This is a genomic window from Neptunomonas sp. XY-337 (assembly GCF_004959845.1).
In the GTDB taxonomy this organism is placed as follows: Bacteria; Pseudomonadota; Gammaproteobacteria; order Pseudomonadales; family Balneatricaceae; genus Neptunomonas; species Neptunomonas marina.
In genome coordinates this window covers 482,576-507,874 of sequence record NZ_SPLL01000003.1, presented here as the reverse complement: position 1 = coordinate 507,874, position 25,299 = coordinate 482,576, and the positions used below count along the sequence as shown (strand labels likewise).

General features: G+C 51.4%; 28 protein-coding genes. 20 read left to right on the top strand and 8 right to left on the bottom strand.

Going from position 1 to position 25,299, the window contains the following annotated elements; translation table 11 throughout:
* Positions 1–91 precede the first annotated feature (91 nt).
* The gene (locus tag E4L36_RS17835; protein WP_169051497.1) at positions 92–1,660 is read right to left on the bottom strand and encodes a hypothetical protein; all 1,569 of its coding nucleotides are present in this window, start codon (positions 1,658–1,660) and stop codon (positions 92–94) included.
* A gap of 86 nt (positions 1,661–1,746) precedes the next feature.
* Between E4L36_RS17835 and E4L36_RS09530 the strand changes: the two genes are divergently transcribed.
* The 14 genes from E4L36_RS09530 to E4L36_RS09465 all read left to right on the top strand — a co-directional run bounded on the left by E4L36_RS09530 (position 1,747) and on the right by E4L36_RS09465 (position 13,984).
* Complete coding sequence (locus E4L36_RS09530; protein ID WP_136680398.1) at positions 1,747–3,003, top strand: glutamate-5-semialdehyde dehydrogenase; 1,257 nt, start codon at positions 1,747–1,749, stop codon at positions 3,001–3,003.
* 3 nt (positions 3,004–3,006) lie between these two features.
* On the top strand, positions 3,007–3,651 hold the full coding sequence (gene nadD, locus E4L36_RS09525; RefSeq protein ID WP_240770698.1) for a nicotinate-nucleotide adenylyltransferase: 645 nt from the start codon (positions 3,007–3,009) through the stop codon (positions 3,649–3,651).
* A gap of 17 nt (positions 3,652–3,668) precedes the next feature.
* On the top strand, positions 3,669–4,025 hold the full coding sequence (rsfS, locus tag E4L36_RS09520) for a ribosome silencing factor (RefSeq protein WP_127693248.1): 357 nt from the start codon (positions 3,669–3,671) through the stop codon (positions 4,023–4,025).
* Positions 4,025–4,492 (top strand): 23S rRNA (pseudouridine(1915)-N(3))-methyltransferase RlmH, encoded by a 468-nt coding sequence (rlmH, locus tag E4L36_RS09515; protein ID WP_127693247.1) that lies wholly within the window; start codon positions 4,025–4,027, stop codon positions 4,490–4,492. Before rsfS ends, rlmH begins: the two co-directional genes overlap by 1 nt.
* A gap of 2 nt (positions 4,493–4,494) precedes the next feature.
* Complete coding sequence (mrdA, locus tag E4L36_RS09510; protein ID WP_136680397.1) at positions 4,495–6,402, top strand: penicillin-binding protein 2; 1,908 nt, start codon at positions 4,495–4,497, stop codon at positions 6,400–6,402.
* On the top strand, positions 6,395–7,537 hold the full coding sequence (gene rodA / locus E4L36_RS09505; RefSeq protein WP_136680396.1) for a rod shape-determining protein RodA: 1,143 nt from the start codon (positions 6,395–6,397) through the stop codon (positions 7,535–7,537). The genes mrdA and rodA overlap by 8 nt, the downstream gene beginning before the upstream one ends.
* Before the next feature lie 20 nt (positions 7,538–7,557).
* Positions 7,558–8,535 carry a lytic murein transglycosylase B gene (gene mltB / locus E4L36_RS09500; RefSeq protein WP_206064537.1) on the top strand — a complete coding sequence of 326 codons (978 nt, stop codon included), beginning with the start codon at positions 7,558–7,560 and terminating at the stop codon, positions 8,533–8,535.
* A gap of 2 nt (positions 8,536–8,537) precedes the next feature.
* Entirely contained in the window at positions 8,538–9,359 is an 822-nt protein-coding gene (locus E4L36_RS09495) for a septal ring lytic transglycosylase RlpA family protein (protein WP_136680394.1), read from the top strand.
* Between the two features lie 85 nt (positions 9,360–9,444).
* The gene (locus E4L36_RS09490) at positions 9,445–10,593 is read left to right on the top strand and encodes a D-alanyl-D-alanine carboxypeptidase family protein (protein WP_127693681.1); all 1,149 of its coding nucleotides are present in this window, start codon (positions 9,445–9,447) and stop codon (positions 10,591–10,593) included.
* Positions 10,594–10,670: 77 nt separating this feature from the next.
* Complete coding sequence (locus E4L36_RS09485) at positions 10,671–11,531, top strand: D-amino acid aminotransferase (protein WP_136680393.1); 861 nt, start codon at positions 10,671–10,673, stop codon at positions 11,529–11,531.
* On the top strand, positions 11,528–11,800 hold the full coding sequence (locus E4L36_RS09480) for a DUF493 domain-containing protein (protein ID WP_127693241.1): 273 nt from the start codon (positions 11,528–11,530) through the stop codon (positions 11,798–11,800). The genes E4L36_RS09485 and E4L36_RS09480 overlap by 4 nt, the downstream gene beginning before the upstream one ends.
* Positions 11,800–12,447, top strand: a complete 648-nt coding sequence (lipB, locus tag E4L36_RS09475) for a lipoyl(octanoyl) transferase LipB (RefSeq protein WP_136680392.1) — start codon at positions 11,800–11,802, stop codon at positions 12,445–12,447. The genes E4L36_RS09480 and lipB overlap by 1 nt, the downstream gene beginning before the upstream one ends.
* Positions 12,448–12,452: 5 nt before the next feature.
* Positions 12,453–13,436 (top strand): lipoyl synthase, encoded by a 984-nt coding sequence (lipA, locus tag E4L36_RS09470; protein ID WP_127693239.1) that lies wholly within the window; start codon positions 12,453–12,455, stop codon positions 13,434–13,436.
* Between the two features lie 107 nt (positions 13,437–13,543).
* Positions 13,544–13,984: an OsmC family protein gene (locus E4L36_RS09465; protein ID WP_127693238.1), complete on the top strand. Its 441-nt coding sequence runs from the start codon at positions 13,544–13,546 to the stop codon at positions 13,982–13,984.
* A 1-nt stretch (position 13,985) separates the two neighbouring features.
* Here E4L36_RS09465 and E4L36_RS09460 read toward each other — a convergent pair whose 3' ends face one another.
* The 4 genes from E4L36_RS09460 to leuS are packed head-to-tail and all read right to left on the bottom strand — an operon-like array spanning position 13,986 to position 18,504.
* Positions 13,986–14,300: a c-type cytochrome gene (locus E4L36_RS09460; RefSeq protein ID WP_136680391.1), complete on the bottom strand. Its 315-nt coding sequence runs from the start codon at positions 14,298–14,300 to the stop codon at positions 13,986–13,988.
* Between the two features lie 48 nt (positions 14,301–14,348).
* Positions 14,349–15,377, bottom strand: a complete 1,029-nt coding sequence (holA, locus tag E4L36_RS09455) for a DNA polymerase III subunit delta (protein WP_136680390.1) — start codon at positions 15,375–15,377, stop codon at positions 14,349–14,351.
* The gene (lptE, locus tag E4L36_RS09450; protein ID WP_127693235.1) at positions 15,377–15,895 is read right to left on the bottom strand and encodes an LPS assembly lipoprotein LptE; all 519 of its coding nucleotides are present in this window, start codon (positions 15,893–15,895) and stop codon (positions 15,377–15,379) included. Before lptE ends, holA begins: the two co-directional genes overlap by 1 nt.
* Positions 15,896–15,909: 14 nt before the next feature.
* Positions 15,910–18,504 (bottom strand): leucine--tRNA ligase, encoded by a 2,595-nt coding sequence (gene leuS, locus E4L36_RS09445; protein ID WP_136680489.1) that lies wholly within the window; start codon positions 18,502–18,504, stop codon positions 15,910–15,912.
* A 156-nt stretch (positions 18,505–18,660) separates the two neighbouring features.
* Between leuS and E4L36_RS09440 the strand changes: the two genes are divergently transcribed.
* A complete protein-coding gene (locus tag E4L36_RS09440; protein WP_127693234.1) occupies positions 18,661–19,203 on the top strand; it encodes a zinc ribbon-containing protein in 543 nt (180 codons plus the stop codon).
* Positions 19,191–19,544, top strand: coding sequence for a hypothetical protein (locus E4L36_RS09435; RefSeq protein WP_136680389.1), 354 nt, complete (start codon positions 19,191–19,193; stop codon positions 19,542–19,544). The genes E4L36_RS09440 and E4L36_RS09435 overlap by 13 nt, the downstream gene beginning before the upstream one ends.
* 58 nt (positions 19,545–19,602) lie before the next feature.
* Here the strand turns inward: E4L36_RS09435 and E4L36_RS09430 are convergent, their stop codons facing one another.
* Positions 19,603–19,791, bottom strand: a complete 189-nt coding sequence (locus tag E4L36_RS09430) for a hypothetical protein (RefSeq protein WP_136680388.1) — start codon at positions 19,789–19,791, stop codon at positions 19,603–19,605.
* 118 nt (positions 19,792–19,909) lie between these two features.
* On the opposite strand from E4L36_RS09430, the gene gcvA reads away from it, so the two are divergent.
* Positions 19,910–20,803 (top strand): transcriptional regulator GcvA, encoded by an 894-nt coding sequence (gene gcvA / locus E4L36_RS09425; protein ID WP_136680387.1) that lies wholly within the window; start codon positions 19,910–19,912, stop codon positions 20,801–20,803.
* Between the two features lies 1 nt (position 20,804).
* Here gcvA and E4L36_RS09420 read toward each other — a convergent pair whose 3' ends face one another.
* Positions 20,805–21,266 (bottom strand): DUF4124 domain-containing protein, encoded by a 462-nt coding sequence (locus E4L36_RS09420; RefSeq protein ID WP_136680386.1) that lies wholly within the window; start codon positions 21,264–21,266, stop codon positions 20,805–20,807.
* A gap of 236 nt (positions 21,267–21,502) precedes the next feature.
* On the opposite strand from E4L36_RS09420, the gene E4L36_RS09415 reads away from it, so the two are divergent.
* From E4L36_RS09415 to E4L36_RS09405, 3 genes are read left to right on the top strand one after another with little or no spacing between them, the layout of a single operon-like run.
* Positions 21,503–21,745 (top strand): Trp family transcriptional regulator, encoded by a 243-nt coding sequence (locus E4L36_RS09415; RefSeq protein WP_127693229.1) that lies wholly within the window; start codon positions 21,503–21,505, stop codon positions 21,743–21,745.
* Positions 21,746–21,764: 19 nt separating this feature from the next.
* Positions 21,765–23,159, top strand: a complete 1,395-nt coding sequence (locus E4L36_RS09410) for an anthranilate synthase component I family protein (protein ID WP_136680385.1) — start codon at positions 21,765–21,767, stop codon at positions 23,157–23,159.
* Entirely contained in the window at positions 23,156–23,821 is a 666-nt protein-coding gene (locus E4L36_RS09405; RefSeq protein WP_136680384.1) for an aminodeoxychorismate/anthranilate synthase component II, read from the top strand. Before E4L36_RS09410 ends, E4L36_RS09405 begins: the two co-directional genes overlap by 4 nt.
* Here E4L36_RS09405 and lnt read toward each other — a convergent pair.
* The gene (gene lnt / locus E4L36_RS09400) at positions 23,793–25,295 is read right to left on the bottom strand and encodes an apolipoprotein N-acyltransferase (RefSeq protein WP_136680383.1); all 1,503 of its coding nucleotides are present in this window, start codon (positions 25,293–25,295) and stop codon (positions 23,793–23,795) included. The genes E4L36_RS09405 and lnt overlap by 29 nt on opposite strands.
* Between the last annotated feature and the right edge of the window lie 4 nt (positions 25,296–25,299).

Genomic DNA, 25,299 nt, shown 5'->3' with positions numbered 1-25,299 from the left:
CTTGCTGACTTGGCGTCCTGCCTGCAGCATCAACATCCGATAGTGCTCATCTTGCCGTTAATTTGTGACGGCAAGATGACGCTTTTATCCCTTAATCTTTGGGTGTTGCTGCTTTCTCTTTACGATTGAGTATATGGCCCGCCTGTTTCTTGAGAAGATCCTGATAAGTTTGGCCTAGCGACATAATCAGGACTTTATCTTCATCCTCGCGGCGAACTTCTGCGCCAGATAGGAGTGTGGATTTCAGTTTCTTCGCTTCGGTTAACGCTGTGTGGCTGATCAGATCGTTGGATTGTGTGGTGCGCGTTAGGAAGAGCGCTTCCTCTTTGATGCGGTTTATCTTTTCGCGGCTGCCGCGCACGATCGCCATGTGCAGATTAAGTACCGGCTTAAAGGCACGGATGCGCTGCTGATTAAAGGCGCGATAAAGCAGTGTGTATAGCTTGGCTGCGCACAGGCCGTGGATGCCGTGGCTGTCGTCGGCGCTTTGTTCATCAAAGAACAGTTGTAGGTCGCCGCTGGCGGTGACCTCTAAGCGGCCACCATAGATGGAAGCTACTTTGCGCATGAGCGCTTCATAGCTTTGTAGCAGGTATTCGTGCTCTTCCGGTTCGACATAGTCGGCGTGACCGGTTGTGGCATCAACCAAGAACAGGTAGGAAGCCTCCTCTGGCGCGATACTGAGTTCCAGTTCATGTTCCAGTGAGTAAAGGTCAAGTTGCTCCTCTTGGCGAGCTTTTTCATGTACCCGCAGCGGATTGGGCTGGTCAGCGGGTGCTGTTGATTGCTTCGGTGCTAGCTGAGGGGCGGGTTCCAGCGAGATCTCGGGTTGCTCCGCTTTGGGCTCAGGGTCGCCAAGCGAGGGCGTGAACTGTGGCATTGCTGGCACGGACTCAGGTTTTAGCAGGTCGATCAGGTCATGGTTATCCACAGCGGTGTTCTGTGGTTGAGCGTCAAGTGGCGATGGCTCAGGCTGATCTTCGGCTTCGGCTTCGGCTTCGGCTTCGGCTTCGGCTTCGGCTTCGGCATCAAGAGCGCTCTCTTCAAAATCGTGCAGTTTTTTAGCATGTTGTGGCGCGCTTGTTTCTGTCTGTTCAAGAGCTGCTTCCGGTTGGCGCTTTAGCAGCCACCACAGTGCGATAAGTGCAATGACAATCGATACCAAAGATAGCAGCGCAGCTTGCATCAGCAAGCGCTCCGTTTGCCCACGCACATTCGATGGGTCAAGGTGGACGGTAAGTGTGCCAATACTCAGGCTTGCTCCGCCAAGGGTGACTTCAATTGTTTGAGGGGAGGTGTCACCCGCTTGAGCCAAGCGTTGGTTGTTCTCATCGATCACCTCAGCACCGCTAATCCATGGGATCTCAAGGAGATTGGAGAGATAAAAATTCAGACTGATTTTATCTTCAGCAATAATGTAGGGCTGAATTGAGATCGCAGTTTGGCGTGCGATATGCTCGCCGGCATGCTGAGTTTGGGTTTGAATCGTTTTATCTGCCATCAAACTAAGGAAAACACTAACCACTGTCCAGCCACAGAGAAGGATCGCGGCCGTTACCAGTAACGGGCGTAGGGTCTTGAGTTTGGTGTTTGCGCGCATAGAGGTCCGCTTGGTTGGAATCAGGGCAGATATTCCGCGAATCATACCAGCAACCGCCACAGATCGTTACTCTCTGTGCGCAATTCATGACCGCGCACAAATAGCATTGTATAATGCTGGGTTCACTGAATGTGGAAGGGTGAGAAATGAACGTCGAAGAATACATGGTTAAGTTGGGTCAGCAGGCACGTCGTGCGGCTCGGCTGATCGCTCGTGCGGACTCGGGCCAAAAGAACCAAGCGCTGCTGGCAATGGCTGCAGCACTGGATGCTAACCGCCCCGCACTGATTGAGGCGAATGCGAAAGATCTAGCTGCGGGTGCAGCGAATGGTTTGGACGCAGCAATGTTGGACCGCCTTGAGCTTAAACCCGCGACGATCGATGGCATGATCGAAGGGTTGAAGCAGGTTGCGGCATTGCCTGACCCGGTGGGCGGTATTACCGACATGAACTATCTCCCCTCTGGCATTCAAGTGGGTAAGATGCGCGTGCCGTTGGGCGTCATCGGTATCATTTACGAATCACGCCCGAATGTGACGGTCGAAGCCGCAAGCCTTTGTTTGAAGTCGGGCAATGCAACGATCTTGCGTGGTGGCTCGGAAGCGATCCACTCTAACCAAGCGGTTGCAGCGTGCATCGCGCAAGGTTTGGAAGCGGCGGGTTTACCTGCTGAAACGGTACAAGTTGTTGAGACAACGGACCGTGCAGCGGTGGGCCAGTTGATTACGATGCCTGAGTACGTTGACGTGATCGTGCCGCGCGGCGGTAAGGGCTTAATCGAGCGTATTAGCCGCGATGCTAAGGTGACAGTTATCAAACATTTGGATGGTATCTGCCACGTCTACATTGATGCGCAGGCTGATATGTCGAAGGCGGTTAATATCGCCCTCAACGCAAAAACTCATCGCTACGGTACGTGTAACACCATGGAAACGTTATTGGTACACGAAGCAGCCGCTGCGGAGGCTTTGGCTGAGTTAGCGGTGGGCTTTGCGACAGCGGGTGTGGAGTTGCGTGGCTGTGAGAAGACACGTGAGCACTTACCAACGATCAATGCCGCGACTGAAGAGGACTGGAGCACAGAATATCTTGCTCCGATCCTGTCGATTAAAGTCGTTGCTGACATGGATGAGGCGATTAGCCATATCAATGCCTATGGCTCTCACCATACGGATGCCATCGTGACAGAAAACTATACGCTGTCGCGTCGCTTCCTGCGTGAGGTGGATTCCAGCTCGGTGATGATTAACGCATCGACACGCTTTGCAGATGGATTTGAGTACGGTTTAGGTGCTGAAATCGGTATCTCTACTGATAAGATTCATGCTCGTGGCCCTGTTGGGCTGGAGGGTTTGACCTCGCAAAAGTATGTCGTTCTTGGTGATGGGCACGTGCGTAAGTAACGGATGAAAAGCCCTTACGTAATGATGGGTGGGACCTTCGATCCTATCCATCATGGCCACTTGCGCACGGCGCTAGAGATCCAGCAATGGCTGAATGTTCCAAAGGTTAACCTTGTGCCTGCCAAAGTACCGGTGCATCGAGAATCACCCGGTTCTTCGGCTGAGCACCGCTTAGCGATGGTTCAACACGCGGTTGCAGACGAACCTGCGTTAGGCTGCAACGCGCTCGAAATTGAGTCCAGCCATGACTCCTACACAGTTTTAACTCTGGAAAAACTGCGTAAAGAACATGGCGAAGATACCCCTTTAATTATGATTGTCGGGATGGACGCGTTCCTGAAACTCCATACATGGTTTCGGGCTAGCGAGCTGCTGACGTTAGCCAATATTTTGGTGGTCGCTCGGCCCGGATATCAGGCGCGCTTTTGTGAGGTGTTGAAGGCGCTGGTGGATGGCCATATTACGGCTGATAAAGCGCTTTTGCTGGCGCGCCCACAGGGCGTGGTGTGCTTTCATGAGCTAACACCGTTGGCGATATCAGCAACACAAATAAGGAACCTGATTGACGATGGGTTGTCTGCCAGATACCTGTTGCCAGAATCTGTACGTCGTTACATCGATGACAATCAGCTTTATCGAACAACTTAAGAGTAAAGAAAAAATACATGCAAACTGAGCAACTGATCGAAATCGTGCGTAATGCACTAGATGATATGAAAGCACGTGATATTGATGTAATCGATGTACGTGGTAAATCGAGCGTGACGGACTACATGATGATCGCCTGCGGGACATCCAAGCGCCACGTGATGTCGATCGCCGAAGAGGTTGTGGTCAACGTTAAAGAGGAAGGCCTGCAGCCCATCGGTACAGAAGGCCAAGGTGTAGGTGACTGGGTGCTGGTTGATCTTGGTGATGTGCTTTTGCACGTGATGATGCCAGACGCACGCAGCTTCTATGACCTAGAGCGCTTATGGCGCTTTGATCCAATGGATGATGAGCAAAGCGCGGAGCAAGCTTAATGAAAATTCGCTTACTCGCTGTTGGCGGTAAAATGCCCAAGTGGGTTGAACAGGGGTATCAAGAGTATAGTAAGCGCTTACCGCGCGACCTAACGCTTGAGCTCGTGGAGCTACCTTTGGGGCATCGTGGCAAAAGCAGCGACAAAGCGAAAGCGATTCGCCAAGAGGGCGATGCTATGCTCGCGGCGATCGGTAAGAACGAGCGCGTTGTGGCGTTAGAGGTGCTGGGTAAACCTTGGTCGACTGAAGATCTTGCTGAGCACCTTAGCGGCTGGCAGATGGATGGCCAGAATGTGGCGCTGTTGGTGGGTGGGCCTGATGGGCTTGATCCACGTTGCAGCGCACTCGCTACCCAGAAGTGGTCGCTATCACCATTAACCTTGCCGCACCCTTTAGTGCGCGTGCTGCTGGCTGAGCAGGTTTATCGCGCTTGGACCGTCAATCAAGGTCACCCCTACCATAAATAACTATGTCTCGACCGGAACGCTTTAAAGATCACCATCAAGAGGGGCGCACATTCCGTTTTCGCGCCGTGCTTGCTTTCCTGTTTGTCTTGCTAATGATCGGCGTCCTAGTGGGGCGGATGTACTATTTGCAGGTGGTCGAGCATGATCGTTACGCGGCTATGTCGGACAACAATCGCGTGCAACTAAAGCCCGTGGCGCCAACACGGGGCCTGATCTACGACCGCAACGGCATTTTGTTGGCCGATAACCGGCCTAGCTACAGTGTCACCATCCTCAAAGAGGAGGTGGGTAAAGCGCTGGAGCCTACACTCGCAGAGCTGCGTAAACTGATCCCTATCACAGATAAAGAGGTTGAGCGCTTTCGTAAGCGTCTTAAGCAGCGCCGCCGCCCTTACGAGAGCGTGCCGGTGCGTTTTCGCCTCACTGAGGAGGAGATAGCACGCCTCGCTGTGAACTACCATCGCCTTCCCGGTGTGCAGGTGGAAGCAAACCTGATTCGCTACTACCCCTATGGCGAAAGCTTAGTGCATGCGCTCGGTTACGTTGGCCGGATTAACCAGCGTGAGCTCGCAACGGTAGACCCAGATAACTACGCCGCTACCCACTACATCGGCAAACTGGGTGTCGAAAAGTTCTACGAGCCGACCCTACATGGTGAAGTGGGTTGGCAGAAGGTAGAGACAAACGCCCGTGGGCGCGTGATGCGTGTCCTAGAGAGCACGGACCCTGTGCCGGGTGAGGATCTGCAGCTCACTATTGATCTGCGCTTACAGCTGATTACCGAAAAGCTGCTGCAAGGCGAGAAAGCCTCTATTGTGGCTATTGAACCGAAAACGGGTGATATCTTAGCGCTTGTTTCGACCCCCGGTTACGACCCGAATCTATTTGTTACGGGTATCTCTACAAAAGACTACAGCCGCTTACGTGACTCTCCGGATCTACCGCTGTTCAACCGAGCTTTGCGCGGCGGATATCCGCCGGGTTCGACTGTGAAGCCGATTACTGCGTTGGCGGCGATCGACAGTGAATCTGTTCCTGAAACCCACACCGTGCGTGATCCCGGCTGGTATAGCCTACGCCCGGGCGGGCGTCGTTATCGCGACTGGAAGCGTGGTGGCCACGGCAACAAGGTTGATCTGAAACTGGCGATGGCGCAGTCGTGTGATGTCTGGTTCTACGATGCTGGCTACAAAACGGGTATCGATAATATGTCTGACTACCTTGGCCGCTTTGGCTTTGGTCAGGTAACCAGTTTAGATCTACCAGAGGCGCTGCCCGCAGTGTTGCCGTCTCGTGAGTGGAAAAAACGTACGCGTCGCTTACCTTGGTATCCCGGCGATTCGTTGAACCTAAGTATCGGGCAAGGGTTCTTGGTGGCTACACCGTTGCAGTTAGCCACAGCGTCTGCTGTGTTGGCTAACCGTGGTAAGTGGGTGCAGCCAAAAATGTTGAAGGGCGTGCGCACACAGTTGGATGACGGTGGAGTAGGGCTTAATATGCCGGTGCTGGATAACCCCCAATCGCATCCTAAAGATGTTGAACTTAACCATCCTGAGTTTTGGGATTTAACGGTCGACTATATGGTTGAAGTGGTACACGGCGAGCGCGGCACTGCCCGTAAGATCGGCCTTGACGCGCCATACACTATCGCCGGTAAGACGGGAACTGCGCAGGTTGTCGGTATCAAGCAAGATGAGCGCTACGATGCAGATAAACTTGAAAAGCGTTTCCATGACCACGCGCTCTTTATCGCCTTCGCGCCCGCTGAAGATCCAAAAATTGCCTTAGCGGTGATCGTCGAGAATGGCGGAGGCGGCTCAAGCACGGCTGCGCCGTTGGCGCGCAAAGTGATGGATGCGTACCTGTTAGGTGATGATCTAGAGCCTAAACCGGAGGTGGCGAGTGAGTAGCCGCGATTTCGAACGCTCGATGCCTGAGTCTGGGCATCACCTTCAACGTAAGCCTAGTTGGTGGAGCTACACTCACCTTGATGGCTGGATGTTGGCGCTGTTGGCGCTGCTGTGTGGATTTGGTTTGTTTATTCTATACAGTGCATCTGGCAAAGATGTGGCTTACGTCTCACGTCAGGCGGTGCGCATGGGAGCAGGCTTCGTTGCGCTAGTAGTTTTGGCTCAGTTTAGCCCTCGTCTAATGGCGCGCTGGGCACCATGGGTGTACGGCATCGGCGTTCTGCTGCTCGTTGGCGTAATACTGTTTGGGGTTGGCGCAAAAGGAGCACAGCGCTGGTTGGCTTTACCCGGTTTTCGCTTCCAGCCCTCTGAAATTATGAAACTGATTCTGCCGCTGATGATCGCTGCTTATCTTGCGAAGCGGCCGTTACCACCGAGTTTGAAGCACTGTTTCTGGAGCCTGGTGATGATCGGCCTGCCTACGGTGCTGATCATGAAGCAACCGGATCTTGGTACATCACTTTTGATTGCCGCATCAGGCATTTTCGTGCTGTTGTTCTCCGGTATTCGTTGGCGCTATATCTTTGCGGCATTGGGCGCAGCAGGGGCTGCGTTGCCAGGCCTTTGGATGGTTATGAAAGATTATCAGCGCCAACGTGTACTGACGTTCTTAGACCCGGAAAGCGACCCATTGGGCTCAGGTTGGAACATTATCCAATCGAAAACGGCGATCGGTTCGGGTGGTGTTTGGGGTAAAGGCTGGCTGTCTGGCACTCAGTCGCAACTCGACTTTTTGCCCGAGTCTCATACTGACTTTATTATCGCTGTTATTGCCGAAGAGCTTGGCATGATCGGTGTCATCCTACTGCTAGCGGTGTATATCTTGATCATCGGCCGTGGGCTGTGGATGGCTGCGCAGATTCAGGATTGCTTTGGTCGATTAGTTGCTGGCAGTATCGTGCTCACGTTTTTTGTCTATGTTTTTGTCAACATTGGTATGGTGAGCGGGCTGCTCCCTGTTGTTGGGGTGCCGCTTCCGATGGTGAGCTACGGTGGTACGTCCATCGTGACCTTGATGGCGGGTTTCGGTATTTTGATGTCGATGCATACCCATAAACAGATGCTATTACGCTAGTGCGAATAAGGATGAATAGGATGTTGCAACGAGCAGGATGGTGGATTGGTGTATTGATGGCCTTTGCAAGTGGCGCGCAAGCGAGCTACCTGCAGCACCCCGAAGCTAAAGCTTGGATGGATACGTTAGTCTCTCAAGGTATCGAGAAGACAGAGGTCGAGAAAGTACTATCGGTGGCTAAAAAGCAACAATCGATTCTTGATGCGATGAGCCGACCTGCTGAGAAGCGTCTAGACTGGGGCGGCTATCGTAAGATCTTTATGACCAAGAAGCGGATCAGTCGTGGTGTGACTTTTTGGCAACAAAACGCTGCAGCATTGCAGAAAGCCGAGGCAACCTACGGTGTGCCTGCTGAGGTGATCGTCTCTATCATCGGCGTTGAGACCCATTATGGTCGCATCATGGGCAACTACCGCGCAGTGGATGCGTTGGCCACGTTGGGTTTCGACTATCCGCGTCGTGGTGAATTTTTTCGTGGCCAGTTGAAAGACCTGATGACCGTCGCGGCTCAAGAGGGCAAAGCTATTGATAGCTTTAAAAGCTCCTATGCCGGTGCCATGGGGTATGGCCAGTTTATTCCTTCAAGCTTCTTAGCGTATGCGATCGACTTTGACGGCGATGGTAAGCGCGATATGTGGCGCAATACTACCGATGCTATCGGCAGCGTTGCGAACTATTTCAAACAGCATGGCTGGGTCTCGGGTGAGCCAGTTGTGTTACCGGTAACAGTGCCGCGTGGCGAGCCCACTGATATTAATACGGGTTTAAAGCCGAGCCGTGCACTGGCTCATTGGTTGGCTGAAGGAGTCGTCATTGAGCAGAGCGAGATCGCCAACGATCCGGCGGTTTTGTTGGCGATGCGCAGCGGCGAAAAAACCGACTATTACCTGGGTTTTAACAACTATTACGTCATTACACGCTATAACCGCAGCCGACTTTACGCGATGGCGGTACATGAGCTTAGCCAAGCAATCGCACACGCTTATCGCGGAGGTTAGAGATGATTCGTTATGGAGTTTTGGTAACACTGATCGCCGTTGTGCTGGCGGGTTGTTCGAGTAAGCCCAAGAGTCGCTATAGCGTTGAACATGACTACGGGCCTAAGAGTCCTGTAGATGTGTCACATGTAAAGGACGCGGTGCCTCGCGTTGAGTCGAAGAGCCGTGGTGGTAACAAAAGCCCTTATCGTGTGCTTGGAAAAACCTATCACATCATGCCGTCATCGCTTGGTTATAAAGAGCGTGGCGGGGCCTCTTGGTACGGTAAGAAGTTCCATGGGCACCTCACTTCAAACGGCGAGCGTTACGATATGTATGCGATGAGTGCTGCTCACAAATCGTTGCCGCTACCCACGTTTGTCAAGGTGACTAACCTTGCCAATGGGCGTCAAGTGATTGTGCGTGTTAATGATCGTGGCCCGTTTCACCCCGGACGTATTATTGATCTCTCTTATGCCGCGGCTTCTAAGCTAGGTATGCTTGCTCAGGGAACCGCACAGGTTGAAGTCGAGGCGATCGATCCTGCGCGTTGGCAATCGAGCCAGCAAGTATTAACTGCAGAGCATCCTACACCAGCGCCCACGTTGGGCCGGTTCGTTCAAGCGGGCGCTTTTTCCAATGAGGTCAATGCACGGGCTTTAGCTGCGCGGCTTGAGCAGCAACTGGCCTTGCCTGGCAAAGTTGTTTCGACGCAAGCGGCACAAGGTTTGTTGTATCGTGTCTATGTGGGTCCGCTGAAATCTGACCCGCTTATTGAGCAAACATTAAAGCGCTTAGCAACGTTGGGTGTCACTGGCGCGCGTCTGGTGGACTTACCCCAATGACGCCGGTAGAGTAGAACTTTTCGCGTATTTCGCCGTCTATCTGAACTAATTTTGGTAAATGAATCAGGAATTTATTGTGCAACGAATGCCTTCTGCCTTGTTGAGTTTCTTCCTTTTAATCGTGTTTGCTGGGCATCTGCATGCGGCGACTGCGCTCATTCCGTCTGCGCCTACTGTTGCTGCGCGCTCGTACCTTGTAATGGATGCTGATACTGGCAAAGTCATTCTTGATGAAAAAGCGGATGAGCGTTTTGCGCCAGCCAGCTTAACGAAGATGATGACCAGCTATATCGTTGAGTATGAGCTAACGAAAGGCAATGTCAGCGAAGAGGATCTGGTACTGGTCAGCGAAAAAGCATGGCGCACACCGGGCTCGCGCATGTTTATTAAAGAGGGTACTCAGGTCAAGCTTGGGGATCTTCTGAAAGGTATCATCATTCAGTCTGGTAACGATGCATCGGTTGCTGTGGCAGAACATATTGCGGGTAGTGAGTCAGCTTTCGCAGACCTCATGAACCAGCATGCTCAGCTGCTGGGCATGACAAACACTCACTTTGCTAACGCAACGGGTTTGCCAGCGGAAGACCACTACTCATCGGCGGCTGATATGGCAATCCTAGCCAAAGCGATTATTCAGCAGTTCCCACAACACTACGGTATCTATTCTGAGAAGTACTTCACGTACAACAAGATTCGTCAGCCAAACCGCAACAAGTTGCTGTGGCGTGACCGTACGGTTGATGGTATCAAAACAGGCCATACTGAAGAGGCGGGTTACTGCCTTGTAGCCTCTGCCAAGCGTGATGGTATGCGTCTCATTTCGGTTGTGATGGGCACCTCTAGCGAGGAAGCACGCGCCCAAGAGAGCCAAAAGATCTTGGCGTATGCCTTCCGTTACTACCGTACTCACAAGCTTTACAATGCTGATGAGGTATTAAACTCAGCTCAGGTTTGGGGTGGTTTGCAAGATAGCGTGCGCTTGGGCCTTGGCAGTGAGCTTTCAGTCACTATCCCTCGTGGTCAGGCTGATCAGTTAGAAGCAACACTGGATGTGGACAAAGTCATCAAAGCGCCGGTGGTTGCAGGCGAGAACTATGGTGTTGTGCGCGTGATGCTCAATGGTGAAGAAGTGTCTGCGGTGCCATTGATTGCACTGGAAGATGTATCTGAAGGCGGTCTGCTGAAAAAGATCTGGCACTCGATCATGCTGTTCTTCATAAATCTGATCGGCTAAGTTAAATCCCTTATTGATTTTGCTCTTAGATGCCCACATCGTATGATGTGGGCGTTTTTATTTATGAGGGCTGCACTATGGAAATCGTCTATCTGGACGGTGCATTTCTGCCCGCTGATCAAGCGAAAGTATCGGTCTTTGATCGTGGTTTTCTGTTTGGTGATAGCGTGTATGAGGTTATCCCTTTTTATCAAGGCGTTGGTTTTCGTCTTGAGGAGCATTTAGCGCGTCTGGCGCATAGCCTTGATGCACTGCAAATCCCTCACAGTGACAACCTGGATGAAGCGCTCAATAAGCTTGTGGCTCAAAACGGCGGTGGAAACGTGTCTGTCTATGTGCAGATTACGCGCGGTAACGCAGGTAAGCGTAGCCACGCGGTAACAGCAGATATCACGCCTACGGTGTTTGCGTGCTGTCAGCCGATAGCGCCTATTTATGAAACCGGCCCTGAGGTGATTGAAGGCGCTCGTGTCATCGTAACCGATGACCTGCGCTGGCAACGTTGCGATATTAAAGCCAATGGCTTGTTGGCGAATATTTTGGCAATGCGACAGGCGCATGAAGCGGGAGCGGCTGAAGCGCTATTGCAGAAAGAGGGCTGGATTAACGAAGGCTCCAGCAGCAATGTATTTATCGTGGAGCAAGGGCATGTTATTACGCCGCCTCTGCATAAAGGAATACTCAGCGGCACAACGCGAGCGCTCGTATTGGAGCTTGCCCAGCAGCACGGCGTACAGGTTACAGAGAGTAACATCAGCTATGAGCGGCTGATTGGCGCGGATGAGGTATGGATTACCAGCTCAACACGTGGCGTGTTACCTGTGACCGCAGTTGACGAACACCTCATTGCTGGCGGCCAAAAAGGGCCACTTTGGTTACAAATGTTTAAGTTATTTACTCGTTATCAACAAGGCCTGATGACGGGGGAGTCCCTATGACAAATCAAGAACCACCAAAAATTGAATTTCCATGTGAAAACTACCCAATCAAGGTTGTGGGTAACAAGTCTGATGAGTTGCATGTTCTCGTTTTAGATATCGTGCGCAAGCATGCTCCTGACTTTGATGAAACCACCGTTACCTTTCAAGATAGCAGTAAGGGCAGCTTTCGGTCGGTACGCTTCTCCATCACCGCTACCGGCGAAGCGCAGTTAAAGGCGATGCATGAAGAGCTGATTGCTCATGACAGCATCAAGATCGTTATCTGATGGATAGCCAAGTCATTATTCGTCAGCTCGGTGTTGAACCTTATGAACCGACTTGGCAGAAGATGCAGCACTTTACTGATCAACGCGATGAAAGTACGCCTGATGAGATATGGCTGCTGGAACATGAGCCTGTGTTTACGCAGGGACAAGCTGGTAAAGCGGAGCACCTGTTAAACCCTGGCGATATACCCGTTGTGCAGGTCGATCGTGGCGGCCAAGTGACTTACCATGGCCCGGGGCAGCTGGTGGTTTATCTGTTATTGAATCTACGTCGCCACAAATTTGGCGTGCGTGATGCGGTTACGATGATGGAAGAGGCCGTTGTCGAAACATTGCGTAGCTTTGGTATTGAATCCTATGCCAAGCCTGACGCACCGGGTGTTTATGTAGATGAGCAAAAAATTGCATCGCTTGGGCTAAGGGTGCGTAAAGGGTGTACCTTCCATGGATTGGCTTTGAACATCGATATGGATATGGAGCCTTTTTTGCGTATTAACCCGTGTGGATACGCAGGTATGCAGATGGCCCAACTTGGGGCGTTGGTGCCTGGCGTTGATCCCCAAGAGGTGCGCCGCCGTATGATCGATTACTTTGTGAGCAGAATTGGTTATACTTTAGTATTGAATAAGAATAGTTTGGATGTGTAAAGCTTATGGCGAATTCTCTTGGTAAGACGACACCCAAAGGAACAGCAGAACAGGGAGTTAAGTTACGCGGTGCAGAAAAGGTAGCGCGTATACCCGTAAAAGTTATCCCCACTGAAAAAGACGAAATGCCGCGCAAGCCTGAATGGCTGCGGGTTCGAATGGGTTCGAGCCAAGAAGTAAAACGTATTAAAGATAAGCTGCGCCACCATAAACTATCTTCCGTTTGTGAAGAAGCTAGCTGTCCAAATATTGGCGAATGCTTTAGCCATGGTACAGCGACTTTCATGATTATGGGTGATATCTGTACACGCCGTTGTCCGTTCTGCGATGTGGCCCATGGTCGTCCTAACCCTCTGGCTGAAGATGAGCCACGTGAGTTGGCAGAAGCGATTACCGACATGGGGCTGCGTTATGTGGTCATTACCTCGGTTGATCGTGATGATCTACGCGATGGTGGAGCGCAGCATATCGCCAACTGCATCATCGAAACGCGTAAACGCTCAGACAGTATTCAAATCGAAACACTGGTGCCAGACTTCCGTGGCCGTATGGATGTAGCGCTAGAGATTCTCGCGGCAACACCACCTGATGTGTTCAACCATAACCTTGAAACAGTACCGCGCCTTTATAAGAAAGTGCGCCCGGGAGCTGATTATCAATGGTCGCTGGATCTGCTTAAAGGCTTTAAAGAACGCCAGCCAGAGATTCGCACCAAGTCGGGGCTTATGGTGGGTGTTGGTGAAACCAACGAAGAGATTATTCAAGTGCTCCACGATCTGCGGGCACACAACGTAGATATGCTAACGATTGGTCAGTATCTGCAGCCAAGCCGTAACCACTTGCCGGTTGATCGTTTCGTGACACCGCAAGAGTTTGATGAGTTCGCAGCCATCGCTAAGGAGCTTGGTTTTAGCCATGTCGCCAGTGGCCCATTGGTGCGCTCTTCCTACCATGCCGATCTACAAGCTAAAGGCGAGAAGGTAGGCTAACGGTTGTTTTAGCATCAATAGAGGAGCTTCGGCTCCTTTATTTTTAGCTTTTATATTAAATTGTACTAATTTAATATATTGCGCTTTATTCTAGAGACGAGGTTCCTATGTCAGTACTAAAAACAGTGCGTATTGAAGCGCAAATGACCGATTCATTTAAAGTAGCAGCCGATATTCGTGGTCATCAGATGACGATCGATCAGCCTGCTGCCGGTGGTGGTACTGACCTTGGCCCAACGCCGCTAGAGATGTTTCTGTTCTCTTTAGGTGGCTGCATTGCAACGATTGGCCGTATCGCCGCTAAACAGCAGAAGATTGAGCTGCGCCACTTTGCGGTTTCTGTTGAGGGTGATTATGACCCTGCTGCGTTATTGGGGCGTGAAACAGAAAGCCGTGCAGGCTTTCAAACCTTGCGTGTAACAGCTGAAATCGATGCTGATTTGAGCTCTGCGCAAAAACAAGCGTTCTTAGATGAGGTGTGTGATCGCTGCCCGCTGCATGATAACATCAAGCTTGCGAGTGAAGTGGTTCATACGCTCGCTGAGTAGGCTATTTAAACCTGCTCACGTACTCGGCAATAGCGTCCGTTTGTTGTTCAGTGAGATGTGCAAACATCGGTGTTCGATGCGCTGCAATTTTGTTGTTGCCGTAAGTCATTAAAAGCAGTACTTCGTGACTCTTTAACGGGGTATTGCTGCTACGTTTGGCAAGTTCTGCTCCCACCCCCGACTCCACATGGCACGCTTCACAATAGTAGGCGTACAGGTCATCGCCTTTACGTAAGGTGTTAGGGTCCTGTTCCCAGCATCCACTTAAAAGGATAGCAGTGGCCAAGAAGGCGAGGGGTTTAGCTAAGCGTGACATAGGATCACCCGTAGTCAGTGGAGGTGATCTAAGTATAGGAGAGTCTGTCTAATGGGGCATAGGGAGTTTAATCGGCCCACCACATAAGCGCACGCTAATATCGTTAAGCAATAACCAAGGTGAGCCTTGGCTGATGCCTTTAATAATACGATCCAACTCGTGGCAAGAGGTAATAAGCTGGTGCAGTGTTTGTGTGCTTAAACGATCAGCGCAGCGTTTCATTACCGCTTTCTTTTTGCCCCAAATACGCTCTTTCTTGCACAGCATATCGTAGCTTTGGCCGCGCTCGAGCCCCTGTTTAATGGCATATAAGGAGCGAATCTCTTTGCTCAAGGCCCACAGAATAATGGGCGGCTCTGTACCTTCTTGGTGTAGCACATTGATGATCTTGATACAGCGCTCGCTTTGGCCCAGCGCGATAGCGTCCATAAGGCCATACACATCGTAGCGCGAGCTATCTGACACGGTGGCGATAATATCGTCAGCCGTTAGCGTGCTTTGTGGGTGCAGTAGCGCTAACTTCTCAAGCTCTTGTTTGGCTGCGAGCAGATTGCCCTCAACGCGGTCACACAGTAGTTGAATGGCGCCATCATCAAGGCTGAGTTGTTGGCTTGCTGCACGATGGCGTATCCAGCCTGGCAGTTGGTTGATCTCAACCGGCCACACTTCAAGGAGTACCCCAGATTTTTCGATCAGCTTATACCAAGCCGACTTTTTGGTATTCGCATCTTGTTTATCCGCAATAATAAGCAGAACATTGTCTTCAGGTGCATGGGCGGCATACTCCTGAATGATCTCGCTCGCTTTTTTATTCACCTTTTGAGAGCCCAGGCGGATCTCGATCAGCTTTTGACTAGCAAATAAAGAGAGCGCATTGGCACACTCGAGCAGATACTCCCATGAAAACTGCCCGTCCACATGCAGGACCTCACGCTCTTCAAATCCTTTTGCGCGCAGCGCTTGGCGGATAAGATCGCAAGACTCTTCGATGATAAGGGGCTCATCTCCTGTGACTAGGTAGATAGGCGCAATGCCGCGTTTCAGCTCTGCACCTAGCTGCTCAGCGGAGAGCTTCATTAACGCGTCGCTTCTAGCTGGCGTATTTGGGCGATATATTGACGCAAGATCCGCGTCGAAAGGGTTTGCCACATCTCTTGCTGAATCTGCTGCTCTTGCGCAAGGCTGGCGGTTGCAGCATCGGCATCGTAGTCATAGATACGTTCCGTGCGTGCTTGCAGCTTCGTTGCAATAACCTTCTCTTCGCGATCCAGTATCTCAAAGCTAACGAGCTTCAATAGCTCGTACTCATCTACGTTCGCTTTTTCATCCAGCGTGATGGAGCGGCGATTCTCATAGATTTTGTCGATCTTGATCTGGTAATCCGCATCGCCTGTGATGCGGATACCTTGCTCAGCAATGGTGAGCATTAAAAAGTGCTCAAAGGCATCAGGTGTATTTTTGGGTAGCGTTAACCTTAGCTCGGTTGCTGCAATAGGCACATCGAGCGCCCCGCGCAATTTAAAACCGCAGCCTGCGATGATCGCGGTGATCAGCACCAGTGCGCTAGCCTTTAACCATACACCTGTCCTTTGCACGCTTTTTCTCCTACTTAACCGACAACAATGTTGACCAGCTTACCTGGTACAACAATTTTCTTACGGATCGTTTTGTCACCCATAAAGCGCTGTACGTTCTCGTTACCCAGCGCAGTATGTAGCACGATATCTTGGTCAGCGTCTGCAGCCACTTCGATCTTGGCGCGAACCTTACCGTTTACCTGTACCACCATCTCGATCGAAGAACGAACGAGCGCTGCTTCGTCAAAAGCAGGCCATGCTGTGCTAAGCAGGTCATCTTGATGACCAAGCTCGTGCCAAAGTTGGTGGGTGATGTGCGGCACAATAGGTGCTAGCAGTTGGATTGTTGCCTCCAGTGCTTCACGCATCACAGCGCGGCCTTGTTCGCTGTCATCAACGAACTTCGTAACGGCGTTTAACAGCTCCATGACCGCTGCAATAGCTGTATTGAAGGTTTGGCGACGCTCGATATCGTCAGAGACTTTTTTGATCGTCTCATGAACTTTACGGCGTAGCTCTTGCTGGGTGTTGTTGAGTTGCGCAGTGTCCAACGCGGCTACGTCCGCTCCGCCTGCTAGGTGGTCGTTCACCTGCTTCCATAAGCGACGTAGGAAACGGTTTGCACCTTCAACGCCTGAGTCCGACCACTCCAGCGATTGCTCTGGTGGGGCTGCGAACATCATAAATAGACGCACGGTGTCCGCACCATAGCGATCGATCATCACTTGTGGATCGATACCGTTGTTTTTGGATTTCGACATTTTAGTCACGCCAGCTGGCATCACTGCTTCGCCGTCGTCTTTGTGATGAGCGTTGATGACACGGCCCTTGTCATCTTTTTCAGTGATAACATCGGTTGGCGCAATCCAGATTTTGCCGCCCTTATCATCTTCGCGGTAGTAAGTATCGGCCAGTACCATGCCCTGACAAAGCAGACGAGTGAATGGCTCATCAGAGTTTACGAGGCCTTCATCGCGCATCAGTTTGTGGAAGAAGCGAGAGTAGAGCAGGTGTAAGATGGCATGCTCGATACCGCCAATGTATTGGTCGACAGGCAGCCAGTAATTAGCGGCTTCTGGATCAAGCATCGCATTTTCAGTGTGGCGGCTGGCGTAACGTGCGTAATACCAGCTCGATTCCATGAAAGTATCGAACGTGTCAGTCTCGCGTTCAGCAGCGCCGCCGCATTTCGGGCAGGTTGTTTCGATAAAGCTCGCCATCTTCTTGATAGGCGAACCGCTGCCATCAAACTCAACGTCTTCTGGTAGCACGACTGGCAGCTGATCTTCTGGCACAGGTACCGAACCACAGCTTGCACAGTTAATGACTGGGATTGGCGTACCCCAGTAGCGCTGGCGAGAGACACCCCAGTCACGTAGGCGGTAGTTGATCGTTACCTTGCCTTTCTTTTGGCGCTCGAGCTCAGATGCAATCGCTTTAAAGGCTACATCGAACTCTAGGTCATCGAAATCGCCCGAGTTGATCAAGGTGCCTTTGTCAGTGAAAGCCTCTTTGGTAAGGTCAACTGCGATGTTTTTATCCGTTGGCTGGATAACTTGCTTGATCGGTAGGCCGTATTTGGTCGCAAACTCCCAGTCGCGTTGGTCATGGCCCGGTACTGCCATCACGGCACCTGAGCCGTAGTCCATCAAGACAAAGTTGGCTGTCCATACCGGTACGTCTTCGCCGGTTAGCGGGTGCTTAGCGGTGAAGCCTAGCGCCATACCGCGCTTCTCCATTGTCGCCATATCGGCTTCTGCAACTTTGACGTTTTTGCACTCTTCAATGAAGGCCGCTAATTCAGGGTTATTCTGCGCAGCTTTCAGCGCCAGCGGATGCTGCGCTGCAACGGCTACGTAGGTGACGCCCATCAACGTGTCTGGGCGCGTGGTGAAGACTTCAAGGTCGCTGCCGTCTTCAACGTGGAACATCAGTTCAACGCCTTGGGAGCGTCCAATCCAGTTGCGCTGCTGAGTACGAACTTGCTCGGGCCACGCATCGAGTTTGTCGATGTCGTCTAACAGTTGGTCTGCATAATCTGTGATCTTAAGGAACCACTGTGGGATCTTTTTGCGCTCAACGAGTGCGCCAGAGCGCCAACCGCGACCATCAATAACCTGCTCGTTAGCAAGTACGGTTTGATCGACTGGGTCCCAGTTCACTTCCGCTTCTTTTTTGTAAACCAGCCCTTTTTCCATCAAACGCGTGAAGAACCACTGTTCCCAGCGATAGTATTCTGGGTGGCAGGTTGCAAGCTCACGGTTCCAGTCGTACCCAAAGCCCATCTGTTTGAGCTGGTTGCGCATGTACGCAACGTTCTCGTAGGTCCACTTGGCAGGAGCGACATTGTTGTTCATGGCCGCGTTTTCAGCGGGTAAGCCGAATGCATCCCAGCCCATTGGCTGTAGTACATTTTTACCCAGCATACGTTGATAGCGTGAGATCACATCACCAATCGTGTAGTTGCGAACATGTCCCATGTGCAGTCGGCCGCTTGGGTATGGGAACATAGACAGGCAGTAGAACTTCTCTTTACTGGTGTCTTCGGTGCATTTGAAGCTGTCGTTCTCCTCCCAGAATTGCTGTGCCTGGGACTCAATATCTTGCGGGTTATATTGTTCGTTCATGTTCGCTTTATTGATCTCTTGCCCATCTAAGTGGAAAGATTTTTTCACTTCAGAGGGGACTGCTGGAAAGTTAAAGTTATGGCGCATAGGATACATTATAAGGCCCGCCACAAACAGCGGCAGGCTGCTCAATTTTGAGCTGTTCCGGAGGTAATCATGGATAAAGATGACAACAAAACCCCCGTTTCTGAGGGGCAGGCAACCAAAGCATACCGGCGCGCTTTAGATCGCTTAACGGAGCGCTTGGAGAAAGCGGAGGAGCGATCGTGGGAGTTTATTCAGCAGCAGATCGAAGAGGCTGTTGAGATCGAGTTAACTGCGCAAGAGATGACGCGTGATGAAGTTGATCTCCTAAAAGCTTACCTCACAAGGGATTTAAAGCAGTTAGGTTATTACGCGCATGAAACCGGTGAAGGTATCGCGGCATGGCTGAACTTTGATCTGAATATCCTTGAGTCGGAGCTGGTGAACCGGTTAATTGCATTGGCGGATCAGACGCGGGTGGATCAAGAGCGCCTACGCGAGCAGCTTGCCAATGATAATGACGAGTACATGGCGGGCGAGATCGCGGCGATGGGCACCATGGAGTGTCAGCAATGCAAAGCGCAAGAGCAATTGCTCGATATCAGCTTACTGACGCCGTGCTCATCATGTGGAGGAACACTGTTTCGTCGTGTCTCAGATACATGGGCAGGCTAGCGCTGCTTCTATTGGCGGGGGTATGGCTGAGCGCCTGCCAGCCGCAAGGCGATTATCAACCTCTGTGGGTGCAGATCGCGAATCAAAGTAGCCAGCGTTTGGCGCGTGTCGAAATCCAGCACGGCAATGCGAATACGCAAGAGCAGATTACGCTATTGCAACTCGAATCTGGGCAGTCGCGGATGTTGGCACTGAACCATCAGCCCGGTCAGGGGTTTAGCTTAACAGTGGTGTATGCAGATGGGACATCATTTGAGATGTGTGTCGGGAAGTATATCGATGCACCCGTTATTACGGAGGTGATAACTGATGATGGTCTTGATGAGAGAGCAGGGCGCTAAAGTTGGTGTATCAAAAATTTGGGGGCCATTCGGCCCCAAATTCTTTGCCGGTTCAGCTTTAGTGATGCGCTGGACGGCGGATCTCGATGCTCGGTGTGCTGATGTGCAGTAACGCCTTAACTTTTTTCACGATAGCTGCAAATAGCTCAGCATGGTATTCAGCGCGCAGTTCACGTGCTTGATCCATGTAGTATTGTGTGTCGATTTGGCCTGAAGCGTCGGTTTTGATCTGAAATTCGTCGTTCATCTTGAACCTCGGTGGTTAATGGGTTGTTTTGATGGGTTTATACTAAGGTCGAATCGCGATTTGCACAAACGATCAAAATTCACCAAAATGCTGAGAAAAATTCAGCAATGGTGTTTTTATGCGTCGTTTACCTCCGCTCAAGGCTATTCGTATGTTTGAGGCTGCTGCACGGCACCAGTCGTTTGCTGCGGCTGCCGATGAGTTACACGTCACAGCATCAGCGGTTAGCCACCAAGTGAAAGCGCTTGAAACCTATCTAGGGATCGCTTTGTTTCGGCGTAACAAACGCCAAGTTGAGCTGACACCCGTGGGCGAGCAGTACCTGATTCCCATTAAGCACGCGCTTAACGAGATAGAAGTGGCGACGCAGCGGCTTGTTACCACAAGTGATCCCGCGCTGGTAACCATCAGCGTTGCGCCCAACTTTTTGACGCGTTGGCTGATGCCCCGTATGAACCGCTTTCAGGAGCAAAACCCTGATATAGAGCTACAGATCAGTGCTTCAACAGGCTTGATCGACTTCTCCACATCCAACACCGATATGGCGATCTACTTTGGCCATGGAGACTGGCCGGATATCGATATCCACTTCCTGCGCGATGTATTGCTGGTACCGGTTTGTAGCCCGGATCTTTTAACTGGGCGCAAACCGCTCGCCACGCCCGATGACCTGCGCCAGCACACCTTGATCAGTGTGTCGAAGCGCCTGCATGAGTGGCCTGAGTGGTTGCAGCTAGCGGGGGTAGATAGCGCGGGTCTTGGGCGCGGCTTGCAGCTTTCGAGTAGCCAGTTGGCAACTGCCGCAGCACAAGAGGGGCTTGGCGTTGCATTAGCGGATAGTACGCTGACATCCCGTGAGATCGAGGAGGGCAAGTTGGTTGTCCCCTTCGATATCCAGATGGATACCAATAAGAGCTTTTACCTCGTCTATCAGAAAGGCCGCTCGTTAACAGCCGGTATGAAGGCGTTTAAAGACTGGGTGATGGAGGAGATGCAGCACAGCGTTATTTGAGCTATTGGCAGTAAAGATCGATGCGTTGCTGCATCCGCTCCAGTGCCGGTTGTGCCTCAGGGCCGTCAACGCGAATGATTTTTCCTGTCGAAGCTTGATACGCTTTTACGCCATTGGCGCGCGCATTACGATACTGCTCCCGCGCTGCACGGCACGCGTTTTCATCATACGTATCGTGTTGGCGTGTGCGGTAATGAGAAGAGCGCTGCTGACGCTCTTTCAAGCGCTCTTTGCGGTTCAATTCATGCTTCAGCTTGCGGTTAACACGGTCGGAGTTGATACCGTGATGTTGCTTGGGAAGGTCCACCGCTTTTGCCTCGCCGGAGACCTCTTTGGGCGGCACTGTCGAAAAGTGTAGTTTGCCGTTCTCATCGCGCCACTTGTATACCTGCTCTGCCAAGGTATTGGTTGCAGGCAGTGCAATTAACATCATAGAGATAAGAACAAACGGCTTAAACGTCACAACTACAGTTCCCTTTGAAGTATTAGCGATAGATTGTGCCTCAACTAAGGCAAGAGTCTAAAGTTTACTGTCTCTCATTGATTACGCAAAATTTAATTCATCGGGCTTTCGTCCTATGAGTTGGCTCGGGCGCGATCGTTATTGGTATCGAGTAGCGGTGGCCGGTTATCCGCACAAATGGCGATCAGAAGGATTATCTATTGACTTTTTGTACTTTCATACTAGTATACTAGTACATGAGTACGGAAAAAGAATACATATCAGATTTAGTGACGCACCTGTTGCAGCAGCAAGATCCTGATGCGATGGAGTCTGCATTGCGCGCTTTACTAACCCCAACTGAGTTTACGGAGGTCACGAAGCGTTTGCAGATCTTCCGTATGCTTGAGCAAGGCGTGCCGCAGCGGCAAATTGCAGAAACCTTAGGTGTTGGTATCGCCACCGTGACGCGTGGCTCCCGTGCCTTACAAGGCAAATAGAGTACCGAAAGAGATGACTATGAAGGCCAAGCCAGAGCGCATTGATTTAGCGCGCAAACCCCATTACGTCACAATGTCAGCCGACTGTGACTTTTTTGCTCTTTTTAAAAAGATCGAGAAGCGCTTTAGCACCTGCTTTATGCTCGAATCCCTAGGTGAAGAGAGCTATATATCGCGCCACTCCATTATTGGTTTTGATCCCGAGAAAACCCTCTGGGCGCAAGGTAAAACGCTGTATATCGCTGATCGTGACGGTAATACCGAAAGCTATGAGAGCGATAACCCCTACTATCTATTGCGTGAGTTAGTACCGCAGGATGTTATCTCGCGTAAATATGCGGGTGGACTAACGGGTTACCTTGGCTACGATGCGATGAATTATTTCGAACCATCGCTCAGTCTGCAAAACAGTGAAATGTTCGATGCGTTCCGTTTTGGGCTTTATAAAGATGGCCTGATTCTAGATAAGATGACCGGTGAGGTGATCTACTTCTATTACGATGAAAACCGTTTGCCTCTGGTGGAGGAGATTCTTACCCAAGAGTACGAGGGCAACGGCGAGCTTAAGATTACTAACCTTGGTGACACCATGAGCCGCGCAGAGCATGAGCAAGCGGTTTTGAAAGTGAAGCAGGACATTATCGAAGGCAAAATTTTCCAGACAGAGGTGGGTTTTAAGAAGCGCTTTCACCTAGATGGCGACACCATCAACATCTATGAGCAGCTGCGCGACGTGAATCCGTCGCCACAGATGTACTACGTCAAGTTTGATGATCAAAAGCTGATCGGTGCTAGCCCTGAGCTGTTATTCCGCTTACGCCAAGGCGAGATGGAAACCTTCCCGCTAGCGGGTACGGCTAAACGTGGAGCAACCGAAAAGGAAGATCGAGCGTTGGCGCGTGCGCTTTTGAATGACCCTAAAGAGATTGCTGAGCACAACATGATTGTTGATCTGCACCGTAACGATATCGGCCGAGTGGCGCGCTTTGGTACGGTAAAAGTGCGTAGCTTGATGGATATTAAACGCTTTAGTCACGTACAGCATATCTCAAGTGAAATTGTCGGCATCATCTCTGAAAAGCACGATATGTTCTCGGCATTGGCGAGTAACTTCCCTGCCGGCACTCTCACCGGTGCACCAAAAATTGAAGCGATGAAGATTATTGATGATCTTGAAGCGGATGGCCGTGGCCCATATGGCGGAGCAGTTGGGCATTTCTCGTTTAACGGCGATTGCACCTTTGCGATTCCGATTCGTACTGTGTTTGCTAAGGGTGAAGACGCTTATGTGCAAACCTGTGGCGGTAACGTGTTTGATTCTAACCCAGAGGATGAGTACGAAGAGATTCGCCGTAAGTTCGCGGGTACGAAGAAAGTGCTGGATCAGTTTATGGTAGCGGAGGGTGAGGCATGAAAGTCCTGATTATCGATAACTACGACTCTTTCACCTACAACCTTTACCAATTTATTGGCGAAATCCTCAGCGCTGAACGTGGCCGCGGGCATATTGAAGCATTTGATGTGATTGTTAAGCGCAACGATGAGGTCACACTTGAGGATGTCAAAGCGATCGCTGCGGACCGTATTATCATATCGCCAGGCCCTGGCAACCCCGAAGATGCGCACTATTTTGGTGTATGCGCTCAAGTGATCAAAGAGGTAGGTAAGACGACACCGCTACTGGGCGTGTGTTTGGGTATGCAGGGTATTACGCACGTTTTTGGTGGTCGTGTTGTTAAGGCCGCGTTGCCGATGCATGGCAAAGTGAGCCCAATCACGCACGATAGCTCAGGTATTTTTGCCAGTATTCCTGATCAGCTTGAGGTGATGCGCTATCACTCGTTAGTGGCAGAGCCTGCTGAGTTACCAGCATGTTTGCGCTTAACGGCGGTAGTAGGAGAGCTAACAGCGGATCAGTTTGAAGATCGTCAGCGCGTTGCTGCCGGTGACGTGTTTGAAATTATGGGCATTCAGCATCGCGATTACCCCATCACAGGGATTCAGTTCCACCCAGAATCCTTTGCGACTGAGGGCGGTAAAGAGCTCATTAAGAACTTTTTGTTCGGCGCAGCCTAACAGCGCTAACGAGTACCAGTGCCAAGCTGGCCAGCAGCGTTGGCATGTTGCCCCACCGTTGATACGGCGTGAGTCCTTCGCGCCGTTCAATCTCCCCACGCAGTACCCCTTCTTGGTAAGAAGGAATGCTCTCAGTGATCTCACCATGGTGATTAATCAGCGCAGTAATACCATTGTTGGTGCTACGTACAATCCAGCGGCCATTTTCTAGAGCGCGCAATTGTGCAATTTGCAGATGCTGCGCCGGTGCGAGCGTATGGCTGAACCAAGTATCGTTCGAAACCGTTAAGATCCAATCCGCTTGTTGTGCCGATGCGGCGACTAGCTCCGGATAAGCAATTTCGTAACAGATCGCTGCGGCAATCTTATGTTGCGATGTGAAGAGCGGTTTTTGGTCGGCAGGTGGTAAGCTAAAGCTCGACATGGGTAGATCAAAAAACGCCGTGAGGCCACGTACCTGCTTCTCAAAAGGGACATATTCACCAAACGGTACAAGGCGCTGCTTATGGTAGGTGTTCATGATGCCAGTCAGCACCGATAAGCTGTTATGTACACGGTAGCCGTCTGGGTGGCTGCGGTCGAACTCAATGGAGGGGATACCGCTGATGAGGGTACGGTCTTGTGACTCGAGTGCCGATAAGAACGCCGCTAACATCGGTTCTGCGTTGTAGATGATTTCGGGCACCGCGGTCTCGGGCCAGATGATTAACTCTGCATCGGTGTGCTCTGCTGTAAGCTGTATATAGCGGTCAATAATCTCTGGTAGGTAGCGCTTATCCCACTTCATATCCTGTGGGATATTTGCCTGCACAACCGCAACAGAGTGGGGATTACCAACGGACTGAGTCCAGTTGCTTGGCAACAGGAAGGTCCCTAAGCAAGCGGATAATCCGAGCGCTATCCAGCCGCGTTGTCGGCGGCTTTTGGCGTTGTATAAACAAGCACAGGCAACAGAGATCGCCACCGCGATGAAACTGAGTAACCAGATGCCGCCAATGGGCGCCCATGCACGCAGGGGTGAATCCAGCAGAGGGTAACCTTGTAGCAGCCACGGAAACCCCGTAAATAACCAGCCGCGTAGCCATTCAAAGAGCACCCATAAGCCAATAAAAGTGAGAGCACCATATCGGTAAGGTTGGTTTAGACGTGCGTACAGCCAGCTTTGAGTCGCAAAGAACAGCGCCAGTGTTGCGACGAACACCGCCGTCATAGCCGCTGCGAGCAGTGCAGGTGTTGCGCTAAATTGACTGATACTGACGTAAACCCAGGACACCCCTGTGCCAAACAGTCCGGCGCCAAAGCTCCAGCCGGTCCAGAAGGCGGGTGTCGGTGCTTGGTAGCGAATGAGCCAGAAAAGGATGGCAGGGCTAATGAGCGCAATTGGCCAGAGGTGAAAAGGTGCGAATGCCAGTGGTGTGATTGCTCCGGCAAGCAAGGCAAAACCACACCTTTTGTTCAGCAGCCATTTGCGCATAGGA

Bases quoted from the DNA above. Each gene is read 5' to 3' on its own strand.
- rlmH (WP_127693247.1), top strand. From the start codon at position 4,025: ATGAAAATTCGCTTACTCGCTGTTGGCGGTAAAATGCCCAAGTGGGTT.
- lnt (WP_136680383.1), bottom strand. From the start codon at position 25,295: ATGCGCAAATGGCTGCTGAACAAAAGGTGTGGTTTTGCCTTGCTTGCC.
- holA (WP_136680390.1), bottom strand. From the start codon at position 15,377: ATGAAGCTCTCCGCTGAGCAGCTAGGTGCAGAGCTGAAACGCGGCATT.
- E4L36_RS09530 (WP_136680398.1), top strand. From the start codon at position 1,747: ATGAACGTCGAAGAATACATGGTTAAGTTGGGTCAGCAGGCACGTCGT.
- E4L36_RS09485 (WP_136680393.1), top strand. From the start codon at position 10,671: ATGGAAATCGTCTATCTGGACGGTGCATTTCTGCCCGCTGATCAAGCG.
- E4L36_RS09465 (WP_127693238.1), top strand. From the start codon at position 13,544: ATGTCAGTACTAAAAACAGTGCGTATTGAAGCGCAAATGACCGATTCA.
- gcvA (WP_136680387.1), top strand. From the start codon at position 19,910: ATGCGTCGTTTACCTCCGCTCAAGGCTATTCGTATGTTTGAGGCTGCT.
- E4L36_RS09435 (WP_136680389.1), top strand. From the start codon at position 19,191: ATGGGCAGGCTAGCGCTGCTTCTATTGGCGGGGGTATGGCTGAGCGCC.
- mrdA (WP_136680397.1), top strand. From the start codon at position 4,495: ATGTCTCGACCGGAACGCTTTAAAGATCACCATCAAGAGGGGCGCACA.
- lipA (WP_127693239.1), top strand. From the start codon at position 12,453: ATGGCGAATTCTCTTGGTAAGACGACACCCAAAGGAACAGCAGAACAG.
- rsfS (WP_127693248.1), top strand. From the start codon at position 3,669: ATGCAAACTGAGCAACTGATCGAAATCGTGCGTAATGCACTAGATGAT.
- mltB (WP_206064537.1), top strand. From the start codon at position 7,558: ATGTTGCAACGAGCAGGATGGTGGATTGGTGTATTGATGGCCTTTGCA.
- E4L36_RS09440 (WP_127693234.1), top strand. From the start codon at position 18,661: ATGGATAAAGATGACAACAAAACCCCCGTTTCTGAGGGGCAGGCAACC.
- E4L36_RS09415 (WP_127693229.1), top strand. From the start codon at position 21,503: ATGAGTACGGAAAAAGAATACATATCAGATTTAGTGACGCACCTGTTG.
- E4L36_RS09480 (WP_127693241.1), top strand. From the start codon at position 11,528: ATGACAAATCAAGAACCACCAAAAATTGAATTTCCATGTGAAAACTAC.
- E4L36_RS09495 (WP_136680394.1), top strand. From the start codon at position 8,538: ATGATTCGTTATGGAGTTTTGGTAACACTGATCGCCGTTGTGCTGGCG.
- leuS (WP_136680489.1), bottom strand. From the start codon at position 18,504: ATGAACGAACAATATAACCCGCAAGATATTGAGTCCCAGGCACAGCAA.
- nadD (WP_240770698.1), top strand. From the start codon at position 3,007: ATGAAAAGCCCTTACGTAATGATGGGTGGGACCTTCGATCCTATCCAT.
- E4L36_RS09460 (WP_136680391.1), bottom strand. From the start codon at position 14,300: ATGTCACGCTTAGCTAAACCCCTCGCCTTCTTGGCCACTGCTATCCTT.
- E4L36_RS09490 (WP_127693681.1), top strand. From the start codon at position 9,445: ATGCCTTCTGCCTTGTTGAGTTTCTTCCTTTTAATCGTGTTTGCTGGG.
- E4L36_RS09430 (WP_136680388.1), bottom strand. From the start codon at position 19,791: ATGAACGACGAATTTCAGATCAAAACCGACGCTTCAGGCCAAATCGAC.
- lipB (WP_136680392.1), top strand. From the start codon at position 11,800: ATGGATAGCCAAGTCATTATTCGTCAGCTCGGTGTTGAACCTTATGAA.
- E4L36_RS09405 (WP_136680384.1), top strand. From the start codon at position 23,156: ATGAAAGTCCTGATTATCGATAACTACGACTCTTTCACCTACAACCTT.
- E4L36_RS09410 (WP_136680385.1), top strand. From the start codon at position 21,765: ATGAAGGCCAAGCCAGAGCGCATTGATTTAGCGCGCAAACCCCATTAC.